At 49.1% G+C, this 13,063-nt stretch carries 10 protein-coding genes; all 10 read right to left on the reverse strand.

All coding sequences use genetic code 11. From position 1 onward, the window contains the following. Positions 1-20: 20 nt before the first annotated feature. Positions 21-518: a chemotaxis protein CheW gene (locus ACINK7_RS05640; RefSeq protein ID WP_404360337.1), complete on the reverse strand. Its 498-nt coding sequence runs from the start codon at positions 516-518 to the stop codon at positions 21-23. 215 nt (positions 519-733) lie between these two features. After that, positions 734-3,094 carry a methyl-accepting chemotaxis protein gene (locus tag ACINK7_RS05645; protein WP_404360338.1) on the reverse strand — a complete coding sequence of 787 codons (2,361 nt, stop codon included), beginning with the start codon at positions 3,092-3,094 and terminating at the stop codon, positions 734-736. 42 nt (positions 3,095-3,136) lie between these two features. Further along, the gene (locus ACINK7_RS05650; protein WP_404360339.1) at positions 3,137-3,646 is read right to left on the reverse strand and encodes a chemotaxis protein CheW; all 510 of its coding nucleotides are present in this window, start codon (positions 3,644-3,646) and stop codon (positions 3,137-3,139) included. Positions 3,647-3,662: 16 nt separating this feature from the next. Next, the gene (locus ACINK7_RS05655) at positions 3,663-5,705 is read right to left on the reverse strand and encodes a chemotaxis protein CheA (RefSeq protein ID WP_404360340.1); all 2,043 of its coding nucleotides are present in this window, start codon (positions 5,703-5,705) and stop codon (positions 3,663-3,665) included. Between the two features lie 164 nt (positions 5,706-5,869). Further along, positions 5,870-6,232 carry a response regulator gene (locus ACINK7_RS05660; RefSeq protein WP_014149299.1) on the reverse strand — a complete coding sequence of 121 codons (363 nt, stop codon included), beginning with the start codon at positions 6,230-6,232 and terminating at the stop codon, positions 5,870-5,872. A 650-nt stretch (positions 6,233-6,882) separates the two neighbouring features. Beyond that, positions 6,883-7,896, reverse strand: a complete 1,014-nt coding sequence (locus ACINK7_RS05665) for a GGDEF domain-containing protein (RefSeq protein ID WP_404360341.1) — start codon at positions 7,894-7,896, stop codon at positions 6,883-6,885. 18 nt (positions 7,897-7,914) lie between these two features. Next, the gene (gene cysN / locus ACINK7_RS05670) at positions 7,915-9,549 is read right to left on the reverse strand and encodes a sulfate adenylyltransferase subunit CysN (protein WP_404360342.1); all 1,635 of its coding nucleotides are present in this window, start codon (positions 9,547-9,549) and stop codon (positions 7,915-7,917) included. A 51-nt stretch (positions 9,550-9,600) separates the two neighbouring features. Further along, entirely contained in the window at positions 9,601-9,942 is a 342-nt protein-coding gene (locus tag ACINK7_RS05675; RefSeq protein ID WP_046061177.1) for a four helix bundle protein, read from the reverse strand. 68 nt (positions 9,943-10,010) lie between these two features. Beyond that, complete coding sequence (gene cysD, locus ACINK7_RS05680; RefSeq protein WP_404360343.1) at positions 10,011-10,919, reverse strand: sulfate adenylyltransferase subunit CysD; 909 nt, start codon at positions 10,917-10,919, stop codon at positions 10,011-10,013. A gap of 199 nt (positions 10,920-11,118) precedes the next feature. After that, complete coding sequence (gene acs / locus ACINK7_RS05685; RefSeq protein ID WP_404360344.1) at positions 11,119-13,056, reverse strand: acetate--CoA ligase; 1,938 nt, start codon at positions 13,054-13,056, stop codon at positions 11,119-11,121. Positions 13,057-13,063: the final 7 nt, after the last annotated feature.

Consider the following 13,063-nt stretch of genomic DNA (forward strand, 5'->3'; position numbering starts at 1 on the left):
GGCGTTTTTAAAAATATCGCTCATAGCAAATGGCCGATTTGATCGAGTTCGTCCGGATTCAGGAGTTTATCGGCGTCGAGCAGCATGATCATGCCTTGCTTGGCGACATACATCCCACGCATGTAACGAGTATCGATGTTAGTGCCTAGGTCGGGCGCTTTTTTGATGTCGTCATGACGAATATCCAATACGTCGGACACAGCATCGGCGACGACCCCCATGACCATTTGTCCGGAGGCCGTTGCGACATTAATGACGATGACGACGGTCGTCGGCGAATAGTCCACGGCGGCGATATCGAAGCGTTCGCGCAAGTCGAGAATCGGCACGATGGCGCCGCGAAGGTTTAGTGCGCCTTTGATATAGCCGGGCGTTTTGGGGATTTTGCGTATCGGTTCCCAGCCCCGGATTTCTTGGACTTTGAGTATTTCAACGCCATACATTTCGCCGGCCAGTTCAAAAGTCAAGAACTGTTCGGAGTCGGATGTTTTGTTCTCGTTGATAGGATTGTTCGTCATAATTTTTTGAGCCTTTTTTCCTGGAAAAAGCATTTCTTGTGCGGGACAGGTTATTTACCCCATCCCCAACGTTTCGGATTGTCCTTCAAATATCTCGGCTTGTTTTAGCCACAGTCGAAACGTTTAGGACGGAGTTGCAAACCCCGTACTGCCAAGTGCTATTCAATACGCGTCGCGAAACTCAAATTGATCCGTCCTCGGAGTCTGTTTAAGGTTTAAAACTCTTCCCATTCATCGTCGTCTTGTACCGGTGTATTGAGTGTGGGCGCCGGTTTTGCTTGTTTTGAATGTTGTATCGACTGCGCTGAGGTTGTTGTTTTTCCAGTTGCGGGTTTAGACTTATCCGTAATCGTTTCGAAAGTCTGTTCAGATTTGTTCATGTTGTGCCCCAGCTTGAAAAAACTCAATAAATTTGCCATCTGAGTGGCTTGATCGGTCATCGACATGCTGGCGGCAGATGCCTGTTCGGCTAGTGCGGCATTTTGTTGTGTGATCTCGTCCATTTCGGAAACCGCTTGATTGACTTGCAGGATGCCTTGCGATTGTTCCATGCTGGCGGCGGCAATTTCCGAAACGATATCGCCGACTTTTTTGACACCTTGCACGATCTCTTGTAGTGCGGAGCCGGTTTCATTGACGAACTCGGTGCCGGTTCTTACTTTTTGCACACTATTTTGAATCAGCTCTTTGCTTTCTTTTGCAGCGACGGCACTTCTTTGCGCCAAGTTCCGCACTTCGGTGGCAACGACCGAAAAGCCGCGTCCTTGTTCGCCGGCTCTTGCCGCTTCGACTGAAGCGTTCAAGGCAAGCAGGTTGGTTTGAAAAGCGATTTCATCGATGACGCCGATGATTTCAGCGATTTTATTGCTGCTGTCGTTGATTTCGGCCATAGCCGAGACGGCAGAAGCGACTACGGTTCCGCCTTTTTCCGCGAGTTGCCGGGCATTTCCGGAAACCAGATTGGCTTGTTGCGCATTGTCGGCATTGTTTTTGACGGTGCCGGTTAGTTGTTCCATGCTCGATGCGGTTTCTTCGAGACTGGCCGCCTGGGTTTCTACCCGTTGCGATAGGTTGTTGTTGCCGCTCGCGATCTGTTGAGAGGTGTTGCTGATAAAGTCGGCCGAACTTCTAATTTGTTCGAATATTTCGCTGAGTTTATCAAGCGTTTCGTTGATATCGTTTTTACATTGCGCATAGACGCCTTCATAATCGTTCGTGATGCGTTGCGTCAAATCGCCGGACGACATGCTTTGCATGACGCTTGCGACATCGCTGAAGGCGCGTTCGATGACGTCTGTTAATTCATTGATACCCTCGCTCAAGGTTTCGAAGAAGCCTTCCTTGCCGTCCATGTTGACGCGGCCGCTAAGTTCGCCTGACTTGACCTGTTGTACGATTTCGGCGATTTCATGCTGAATGCTGACTTCGTCGCTACGGTCGATCCATTCGACGACCGTGCCGAGCCGTGTTTCGCCGGCGAATACCGGTGTTGCGATGACCACCATCGTGCGGCCGCCAATCATCAATTCGGCTTTGTAGGTTTGCGTCAATTTTGCCAGCAAGCCGCGTTGATGGGCCGGGTTTTTATGAAAGCTATCGATATTCGTGCCGATCAATGTGTCGGCATTGAAGTCGGGCAAATCTCTTCGGAAGTCGTTTTCATTACGTTTGAATAGGAATTTCGCGGCATGATTCATATAGATAATGTTGCACTCCGCATCGGCCATCATGACATTGCCGGTCACTTGGTCCAGCGCTTGCTTGAGTCTCTCGGTGACGGCTCCGGCTTCGAGTGTCGCGGACAGGTCGGCATTCAGTTTGACTTGCATCGATTGCAGTGCCCGATTGAGGTCTCCGATTTGATCCAAGCGGTCGATATCGACCTTATTACGGAAGTAACCGCTCGCGGCATTATGGCAAAATACGATCGACTGCTCGATTGAGCCAAGCATCAAACGGAAGGTGTGAGTGCCTAATATCAAGCCCAACACGGACGATAGCGAATAGCCGGCAAGAGCGATAATGTTGCCGTCGATCATGGCTTGATAGCCGGCATGAAGTGACGGCAATAACAGCAGCAAAAGGGCGAGGCCGGCTTTTTTAGACAATCCGCCTTGTTTGATCGCGGCCAGCTTAGCCGCAATTCCGGTCGGTCTGATGGTGGCTCGATCTGCGGCGATCTTCTGATAAAGCTCTTCCGCGTGATCGATTTGATCGCGAGAAGGTGCTTGGCGAACCGACAAATAGCCGGCAACCCGTTTATTTTCGAAATACGGCGTGACGTTGGCTTCGACCCAATAATAATCGCCAGTTTTGGTACGGTTTTTGATGAAGCCGATCCACGGCCGTCCGGCTTTGATCGTTTCCCATAAATCTTTGAATGCAGCGGGGGGCATGTCGGGATGACGAACGATATTATGGTTCGAGCCGACGAGTTCGTCACGGCTGAAACCGCTGATTTCGACGAAGGCGTCGTTTGCATAGATGATGCAGCCTTTCAAGTCGGTTTTGGTGACCAGGATCGTGCCCTGCTTCATCATGATTTCACGATCGGTGACAGGCATGTTCATTTTCATTGTAAGCTTTCCCCGTAAACTGTGGCATTCAATCGAAAGCGGTTAATTTTCATCGTTATCCACGCCTTCTAATTTAAGTAATTTGTTGACATCCAGCAGCATCACCATGCGTTCGTTGAACGATGCTAGGCCGTTGATGAATTCGGTGCTGACTTTGGCGCCGAAATCGGGCGCGCTTTGAATTCTGGTTTTTTCAATGTCGATTACGTTTGAAACCGAATCGACGACCACTCCCATTACCCGGGGTTTACCGCCGATGAAGGCTTGCAGGACGACGACGACGGTCAACGGCGTATAGTGGGAGTGGCCTAGGTTGAAACGTTCGCGCAAATCGATGATCGGCACGATTGCGCCGCGCAGATTGACGACGCCTTTTTCATAAGCGGGGACATTCGGAATTCTGGATACCGGTTCCCAACTGCGGATTTCTTGTACCCGCAAAATATCGACGCCATATTCCTCGTCGCCGAGTGTAAAACTCAAATATTGCGCCATATCGGACGGCTTTTTGCTGTCCATCTGTTGTTGGGACTGATCGTCTGTGTTTGCCATTTTGGTATTCGTTCGGTCAATGGTTCGATAAACGGACGAGCCCTGGAATATCCAGGATCAAGGCAACCGAGCCGTCGCCGAGAATGGTTGCGCCCGATATGCCTTCGACTTGTCGGTAATTGGCCTCGAGCGATTTAACGACGACTTGTTGTTGCGTTAAAAGGTCGTCGACGAAAAGGCCGCAACGGATGCCTTGGCCTTCGACGACTACCAGCAAGCCTTCGGTTAATTTGGTCGCTTTCGCATTCGGAACCGAAAAAATTTCATGCATGCGGATAATAGGCAAATACTCCTGGCGTAGCCGGAAGGTTTCGCCTTTGCCTGCCACGCGATTGATCATGCGCTCGGTGACATTGATCGATTCGATAATAGAACCGAGCGGTATGATATAGGTTTCATCGCCGACCGCGACCGATTGGCCGTCCAGGATCGCCAGCGTCAACGGTAAATAGATCGCCATGGTCGAGCCTTTGCCCAACTGCGAAACGATATCGATATTGCCGCCGAGCGATTGAATATTACGTCTAACCACGTCCATGCCTACGCCGCGCCCAGATACGTCGGTTAATTGTTCGGCGGTCGAAAATCCGGGCATGAAGATGAGTTCGTAGGTCTGTTTATCGCTCAACACGGCATCGTCCTGGATCAGTCCCTTTTCCAGTGCTTTGGCCCGCAATTTGTCTTTATCCAGTCCGCGGCCGTCGTCACTGACTTCGATAACGATATTACCTCCTCGATGATAGGCTTCGAGTGTTACGGTGCCGGTTTCTTGTTTTCCTGCCGCAATGCGTTCATCCGGTGTTTCGATGCCGTGGTCGAGGCTATTTCGAACTAAATGTACCAAGGGGTCGCTAATGAGTTCGACAACGGTTTTATCGACTTCGGTATGTTCGCCGATGAGTTGTAGCTCAATTTTTTTGCCCAGTTTTGAGCTCAAATCATGAACCAGGCGAGGAAAGCGGCTGAACACGAAGCTGATCGGCAGCATTCTGATATTCATGACGCTTTCTTGCAGTTCGCGCGTATGCCGTTCGAGTTGTGCGAGGCCGTTTTTGAGTTGATCCAGTTTATTTAGGCTGAAATGTTCGCCGATTAAGCTCAGCATCGATTGGGTAATGACCAATTCGCCGACCATGTTAATCAGTGTGTCGATTTTGGCGGTATCGACACGGATCGAGGCGGAGCTTTTGCCGGCGCTTGGGGTTTTGTCGGCGTTTACTTTTTCGTTTTGACCCGATTCGCTGACAATGGGAGGGTTGGTTGCCGAAGAAGAAGGCGTTGTTTCAATTGCAGCGGATTGAGGTGGTTCGTCGAATGCCGGTGAGGAAGCCTGTGTCGTTTGTTCGATGTTTTGCACGGCAAGGTCGCAATGTTCCTCGACCCAATCGAAAATATCGTCGATTTCCGAGCGAGGGATGTTGCCATGCACGGTTATTTGCCAGGAAAGATGGCATTCCTCGGGGTCGAGTTCGTAAAGCCCGGGTACGCCGTGTAGGTCTACGGTAATATCGATTTCCCCCAGTTCGGCCAATTCACGAAACATTCTGACCGGGTCGTTGCCGGTTTTAAGCAAATCGGCATGAGGGCTAAAGGCAATACGCCATCCTGCATTATCGTTGTTGAGTTCGATAGGTTGCTTAGGTTGTACAGGGGGCGATGCAGTATTGTCGGCACCGTTTAATTCGGTGTCGAGCGCTTTTTTATGCTGCGTGACTTTTTCTTGATCTAAGGTTTTTTCGTCTTGAATCGCGGTTAGCATTTCACGGAGGCAATCGACCGACCCTAGCAACACATTGATAGCCGGTTGAGTAACTTTTCGGCGGCCGTCGCGCATTTCATCAAGCAGTGTTTCCATTGCATGCGTGAAGTCGGCGACTGCGGAAAACCCGAATGTTCCACTTCCGCCCTTGATGGAATGCGCGGCTCTGAAAATCGTATTGATGGTTTCGGCGTCGACATCGCCCATGTCTAGATTCAATAGGCCGGATTCCATGATATCGAGTCCTTCGAAGCTTTCTTCGAAGAAAATCTGGTGGAATTGCGCCATATCAATAGACATTGAGTGGTCCGTATCTGAAGGTTGTTGTTAAAAATGATGTTGATTGAAACGGATGCGACAGTAGCAAAAGAAAACGTCAATAGCTGATATCTATTTGTTACGAATTTCGTCTCGTTAACTATGGCCAACGGTGTGTAGACGATTAGTAATCGAATCGAGGCCGCTTAACCAAGCACTTTTTGGATCGTTTTCAGTAATTGATCCGGATTGAATGGTTTGACGATCCATCCGGTTGCTCCCGCTTCCTTGCCTTGTTGTTTTTTGTCAGTGCCAGATTCGGTCGTTAACATAAGCATAGGCACGAATTTGTAATCGGGCAAGGCTCTCAAGTCTTTGATCAAGGTGATGCCGTCTTTATTCGGCATGTTGACATCGGTTACGACACAGTCGAATTTTTTGCTTTTTGCCTTATTTAACGCATCCACGCCATCGACGGCTTCGACAACGTCGTAGCCGGCCCCTTTTAATGTAAACGAGACCATTTGTCTCATCGATGCGGAATCGTCGACTGCAAGAATACTCGCCATGATGTTCTCCTAAAGTGTAGTAGTCGGATTTGATTGGACTAAGGAAAAATAGTGATCCCTAGTCTTTAAGAATTATACCTTTCGCACTTCAAATTTCGGTAGTGCCTCAGGAAGGCACCGGGGTGCCTGGCAAAAGCTCAACGGCGGCTGTCCCTGCCGCCGACGCCTGTCGATCGAGCAACCGCACCCGCTTCGGTTCGCATACTTTCACAGTAATGGACGAATAATAACTAAAAACGAGTTCGTTTATTTCAATATGATGTCTACAGGGCCTTGTTGGGTGTGAGGTGGGTAAGGCAGCGCTCGAGTTTTATACCTATTATCCATTCCTATTGGATAAAGTTTTTCGGCATTTTAGCGCTTTTTGTTTGGGAAGCGATTGCCATATCATCGATTTTTTGGGTTATTATCAAAAAATGCGATTCCTGTCTCGTTTTTTGCAATGAGATTGATAAGGCGTTTAGGATTTGCTCGTAAATAACCTCCCTATTTTACGGAGGGTTCGGTTGCTCGTTTGGTAGGTGTTGGCGGCAGGGAAAACCGCCGCCAAGCCTACAAGGACGTATTCACGGTGTCCTGCCAAACGAGTTACCGAACCCTCAACAAAGCGCATAGTTCCAGGACGTTATTTATCACGAAATCCTTAGTTATTAAAATAGCTCAATGTCTTCGTTTTCGCCGGCGTTTTTGATGAGCGTATCGGTGTTTTCGTAGATCACGGCTCTATTTCTTCCGTTTTCCTTAGCGTAATACAGTGCTTTGTCGGCGCGATCGAGTAGCGTTGTCGGCATACACATGCTGTCGATATGCGTAATGCCGATGCTGACTGTAATGCGTCCTACCGTCGGAAAGTTATGGTTGGCGACCGTTTCGCGAAATCGGTTAAACGTGTGCTCGGCACCTTCCATATCGGTGAGGTTGAGAATGACGACGAATTCTTCGCCGCCGAAGCGAAATAAAAAATCGTTATAGCGAAAGCATTTTTCCATCAGCTGGCTGAAAATCAAGAGGACTTCGTCGCCGTATAGATGGCCGAAATCATCGTTGACTCGCTTGAAGTGATCGATGTCGAGTAAGGCAATCCAGGAGCTTTTTTGATGGTTTGTATCGGTGACCGGGTATTTCAAATAATGTTCGCAAACTTGCAATAGACGAGTATCGAACGATTGGCGGTTAGGCAACTTAGTCAATACGTCGCGTTCCTTGCTGTCGTGTAATATAACTTGGTTTCTAAATATCGAAAGGAGTTGACGGAATAATTCTATCGTTTGTCGGTCGAAAAGGCCGTCTAAAGCAATCGCGCGATCGGGGCCTTTCGTCTCTTTGAGCGAGAGATAGACTTGGCGATAACGCCCGTTGGCATCGGACATTTTCGGGATGACGCGTGATTCGTTGTCGAGGATGTTGATTAAGTCGTTATGATCGTTGCTTTCGTCACGAGTAAAGTCCAATGGGAAGCGTCTCACCAATTGTTCGCAAGGTGCTACGGCTTCGCCGGTTTTCTTTCGGCTCCGGTTGTAAATCTCATAAGCCGCAGCTTTTTTCACCCCGGGTATTTCAAGCAGAATGTCCAGAAATTGGTGTGTCAGCGCCTGATAATCGGGCTGCTCGGTTAGCGAAGCAGCCCAGGCAAATACTTGTTCTACGGAAAGGTTGATAGTCATCAAGCGCTTATTATGGCATTAAAATATAACTTTTTCGGATTTTAATGTGGCATAAATATCATCGATCGAGTCGGCCTCGCTATCGAATTCAATATCGGCAGCTTCGTAATTCAAACCGATGCATAGGGCGATCAAGCCGGCATTATTAATAAGTTGAGCAAATTCGTCCGGTTCGCTGAACAGCGTTTCGACGACCGTTGCGGCATGACCATTGTCGAATAGCTTCCTTTCCAACAAATAAGCTGTTTCATGTGCCTTATGGCCTTTCAATAAAATGACTGTGGCTTTTTGTCCGAATCGTGCAGCGCGGTCTTCCGGTGAAACCGGTTGCAGATTGAATTCATCGGCATTGTCGGTGATCATGCCTGCGCCGACCGTGACATTGCTTAGTCGGTCGATGACGATGAACGAGCCGGTGCCTTTGCTGCGTTTGTATGGGTCGAAGACGACCGGTGCGTTCAGGTTGACCGTGCATAGGCCGATTTCATTGAGGTTGAGCTCGCTTGCATCGTGATGTTCCAGCGTGTTGACGTCGACTCGGTGATGAATCATCGATATCGATCCCGAAGCGGTTCGCGTCGCGAGCTTGATAATGTATTGTCGGCCCGGTGTCAGAGCTTTTTCGGTCATCCAGACGATCATCGCTTTAAATTTGTCGGCAACGGTCGGTGATGCCGTTTGTTTGCTGATGATCATGTCGCCACGGCTGATGTCTATTTCATCCTCGAGCGTCAAGGTAACGGCCATCGGCGGGAAGACTTGTTCCAGTTCACCGTCGTAAGTCACGATGGATTTAATTTTGCTGGATTTTCCGGAGGGAAGAGCAGTAATACGATCGCCTTTGTGAAAAACGCCTGATGAAACAGTGCCGCAGAAACCGCGGAAATCTAAATTGGGTCGATTGACGTATTGCACCGGAAAACGCGCGTCGCTGAAATTGCGATCGGAGGCAATTTCGATCGTGTTCAAGGTTTCCATCATTGGCTTGCCGGTATACCAAGGCATGCTTTCGCTGGGGTTGACGACATTGTCTCCGTTCAGCGCCGAAATTGGGATGAAGCGAATATCTTGCAGATCCAGGGCTTTGACGAAATTCAGATAATCTTCTTTAATTTGATTGAATTTCTCTTCGCTGAATTCGATCAGGTCCATTTTGTTGATAGCGACGATAATCCGTTTGATGCCGAGTAACGAAACGATGAAACTGTGACGTTTGGTTTGTGTTTGCACGCCATAGCGGGCATCGATCAAAATAATCGCCAAATCGCAGGTCGATGCGCCGGTCGCCATGTTGCGCGTGTATTGCTCATGCCCCGGTGTGTCGGCGATAATGAATTTGCGCGTCGAGGTGGAGAAATAACGGTATGCGACATCGATCGTGATGCCTTGTTCGCGTTCGGCCTGCAAGCCGTCGACCAGCAAAGCTAAATCGATCTGTCCGGCGCCGGTGGTACCGGATTTGACGCTGTCCGCTTTTACTGCGGCCAGCTGATCTTCGTAGATCATTTTTGAGTCGTGCAACAAGCGGCCGATCAGCGTGCTTTTGCCGTCATCGACATTGCCGCAGGTTAAAAAACGCAATAACTCCTTGCGTTCATGTTGGGCCAAATAGGCGTTGATATCGGTGCTGATGAGTTCTGATTGGTGGGACATGGGTTAGGTTCAAGGTTCAAGGTTCAAGGAATAAGGTTTGGGATGCGTGAGTTAAGCTGAGCGGGCTTTGATTAGGCCGGATATCATCATCGATATTTCTTGGGCTTCTTCTAGCCAACTTGATCCAGTTTGTTTGTGGATACAACCGATTTCCATGCCAATATAAATTTGGGTGCGCAATTCGCCTGCTGAGCCTTTTGCATAATAAAAGAACTTTATAGCATCTTTGTTGGTGTTTCGTTCATAACCTTCGGCTATGTTGCAGGGTATGGATAACGCGCTACGGGTTATTTGGTCTTTAAAACCGAGGTCTGTGCATTCTTTGAGGTGCCGATAAACATTAACACACAACCTACACGCGCGTTTCCATACAACTAAATCTTCAAAGCTCATGGGTTTTAAGGGCAGGAGATAAGGTTGAGGATTCTTTCCCTTTCATCTTTCGTCTTTCTCCTTGCCTCTCAGAAATACCCTTCGCGCTTTTTTTGTTCCATCGAGCCGGCCTGGTCGAAGTCTATCAGTCGTCCTTGACGTTCGGAACTGGTCGTCAACAGCATTTCCTGAATGATTTCGGGTAGCGTTGTGGCAGTCGATTCGACCGCACCGGTCAAGGGATAGCAGCCTAAGGTTCTAAACCGAACCATTTTCATTTCGACTTTGTCTTCAGGGCCTATCGGCATGCGGTTGTCATCGACCATGATCAGCATGCCGTCTTTGTTGACGACAGGGCGTTCCTTGGCGAAATAGAGCGGTACGATCGGGATGTTCTCGAGATGAATGTATTGCCAAATATCGAGTTCGGTCCAGTTCGACAACGGAAAGACGCGGATGCTTTCGCCTTTGTCGATTCTGCCGTTATAGATGTTCCAAAGTTCGGGTCTTTGATTTTTCGGATCCCAACTATGGTTTTTATCGCGGAACGAGTAGACGCGTTCCTTGGCGCGGGATTTTTCTTCGTCGCGACGAGCGCCGCCGAATGCCGCGTCAAACTTGTATTTATTGAGTCCTTGTTTGAGCGAATCGGTTTTCATTACTTCGGTGTGCTTCTTGCTGCCGTGTGTAAAAGGTCCGACGCCTTGTTCGACGCCATCCTGATTGATGTGAACCAGTAACTCCAGGCCTAAATCTTTCGCTAATTTGTCGCGAAACTCGATCATTTCCCGGAATTTCCAGGTAGTGTCGATATGCATCAATGGAAAAGGCGGTTTTCCGGGATAAAAGGCTTTTAACGCCAATTGCAGCATGACGGCCGAATCCTTGCCGATCGAATACAGCATGACAGGTCGTTCGAATTCGGCCGCGACTTCACGGATGATGTGAATACTTTCGGCTTCGAGCTGCTTGAGGTGGGTGAGTTTATAGTCAGTCATCAATGATCCGTTATTTATATTCCACGGTTTATCCGTGAAGAGTCAATGTGAAAATAATTTACATTTTAAGTTGAAAGCGGGCAATTTGCCATACTAGTTATGAATTTAGAAAAATGCCGATGGGTTGTTTCTATTCCTTAAGAATCAAAAATTGACTCACCATTTATTTTTTGACGGTTTTTCGGTCAAAAAGTAGTAGTTATTTATTGGCTCTATGATCGATGATTTCATCTACAACCGATGGGTCTGCCAGCGTAGAGGTATCGCCTAAGCTGTCGATTTCGTTCGAGGCGACTTTTCTTAAAATACGCCGCATGATTTTTCCTGAGCGCGTTTTCGGAAGGCCCGGTGCCCACTGAATGATATCGGGGTGGGCGATGGCTCCGATTTCTTTTCTGACCAGATCGACCAATTCCTGCCTGAGAGTTTCGCTCGGTTCGACTCCGGCGTTCAGCGTAACATAAGCATAAATACCCTGGCCCTTGATAGGATGCGGGTAGCCCACCACGGCGGCTTCGGCGACGTCTTCATGCAAGACCAGCGCACTTTCGACTTCTGCGGTTCCCATGCGATGGCCCGAAACATTAATTACGTCATCGACACGGCCGGTGATCCAGTAATAACCGTCCCTGTCGCGGCGAGCGCCGTCCCCGGCAAAATAATAGCCCGGAAAATTTTTAAAATAGGTGTCGATAAAACGGTTGTGATCGCCGTAAATACTTCTGGCCTGGCCCGGCCACGGGCGGCTCAATACCAAAATGCCTTCCGCTTCGCCTTCGAGTACATTACCGGCATTGTCGAGAATTTCCGGTTTAACGCCGAAGAATGGTAGCGTCGCCGAGCCCGGTTTCAATGGAATGGCGCCGGGCAGCGGCGTGATCAAAATGCCCCCGGTTTCGGTTTGCCACCAAGTATCCATGATAGGGCAGCGTTCGTTGCCGACGATGTGATAATACCATTCCCATGCTTCGGGGTTGATCGGTTCCCCGACCGTCCCGAGGATTCTTAAACTGCTGCGGTCGGTGCGATTGACAAAGTCGTTTCCTTGCGCCATCAAGGCGCGAATTGCAGTCGGTGCAGTATAGAAAATATTGACTTGGTGTTTATCGACGATGCGCCAAAATCGGTCGGGCTCGGGGTAGGTCGGAATACCTTCGAACATCAAAGTCGTCGCGCCGTTGCAGAGCGGTCCGTAAATGATGTAAGAATGGCCGGTGACCCAGCCGATATCGGCGGTGCACCAATAAATATCGCCGTCGTGATAATCGAATACATATTTATGCGTCATCGCGGCGAATAATAAATAACCGCCCGTGGTGTGCAGCAGGCCCTTCGGTTTACCGGTAGAACCCGATGTGTAAAGAATGAATAACGGGTCTTCGGCAGATAGGGTTTCGGGCGGGCAGTTGTCCGATGCGTTTTTCATCGCTTCGTGATACCAAATATCGCGTTTCGGTGTCCACGGAATATCATTTCCGGTGTTTTTGATGACGATGACAGTTTTGGCATTCGGACAATGCGATACCGCTTGGTCGACACTGGTTTTGAGCGGTATCTTTTTGCCGCCGCGAAGCCCTTCATCGGCGCAGATAACAGTGTGGCAGTCGGCGTCTTGTATGCGGTCGCGTAAAGATTCGGCGGAAAAACCGCCGAATACGATCGAGTGGACTGCGCCGATTCGGGCACAGGCCAGGGTGACGACAGCGGCTTCAACGATCATCGGCAGGTAAATACAGACCCGGTCGCCTTTTTTGACGCCTTGGCTTTTTAGAACATTGGCGAATTTGCAAACTTCTCGGTGTAATTCGCGGTAGCTGATTTTTTTGTCTTGAGCGGGATCGTCGCTTTCCCAGATAATCGCAGTTTGGTCGCCTCGTGTGGCTAAATGCCGGTCTAAGCAATTGTAGCTGACATTGAGTTCGCCGCCTTCGAACCAGCGGATGTAGCCTTTCGAATAGTTGTAATCCATGACGTTATCCCAAGGCTTGAACCAGTCGAGAAATTGTTCGGCTTGTTCTGCCCAAAAGGATTCCGGTTCATCGATCGATTGTCGATAAAGTGTTTCATAGCGTTCCGGTGTAATGTGAGCTCGGGCTGACAGTTTGGGATCGACAGGATAGGTTTTCACTTCAGTCATGATGAAT

Source organism: Methylotuvimicrobium sp. KM1, from assembly GCF_044788715.1.
Classification (GTDB): domain Bacteria; phylum Pseudomonadota; class Gammaproteobacteria; order Methylococcales; family Methylomonadaceae; genus Methylotuvimicrobium.

What these genes read in the sequence shown, in the direction of transcription:
- ACINK7_RS05660 (WP_014149299.1), bottom strand. Translation starts at nt 6,232, where the DNA reads ATGGCGAGTATTCTTGCAGTCGACGATTCCGCATCGATGAGACAAATG.
- ACINK7_RS05655 (WP_404360340.1), bottom strand. Translation starts at nt 5,705, where the DNA reads ATGTCTATTGATATGGCGCAATTCCACCAGATTTTCTTCGAAGAAAGC.
- ACINK7_RS05665 (WP_404360341.1), bottom strand. Translation starts at nt 7,896, where the DNA reads ATGACTATCAACCTTTCCGTAGAACAAGTATTTGCCTGGGCTGCTTCG.
- ACINK7_RS05650 (WP_404360339.1), bottom strand. Translation starts at nt 3,646, where the DNA reads ATGGCAAACACAGACGATCAGTCCCAACAACAGATGGACAGCAAAAAG.
- ACINK7_RS05675 (WP_046061177.1), bottom strand. Translation starts at nt 9,942, where the DNA reads ATGAGCTTTGAAGATTTAGTTGTATGGAAACGCGCGTGTAGGTTGTGT.
- cysD (WP_404360343.1), bottom strand. Translation starts at nt 10,919, where the DNA reads ATGACTGACTATAAACTCACCCACCTCAAGCAGCTCGAAGCCGAAAGT.
- cysN (WP_404360342.1), bottom strand. Translation starts at nt 9,549, where the DNA reads ATGTCCCACCAATCAGAACTCATCAGCACCGATATCAACGCCTATTTG.
- ACINK7_RS05645 (WP_404360338.1), bottom strand. Translation starts at nt 3,094, where the DNA reads ATGAAAATGAACATGCCTGTCACCGATCGTGAAATCATGATGAAGCAG.
- ACINK7_RS05640 (WP_404360337.1), bottom strand. Translation starts at nt 518, where the DNA reads ATGACGAACAATCCTATCAACGAGAACAAAACATCCGACTCCGAACAG.
- acs (WP_404360344.1), bottom strand. Translation starts at nt 13,056, where the DNA reads ATGACTGAAGTGAAAACCTATCCTGTCGATCCCAAACTGTCAGCCCGA.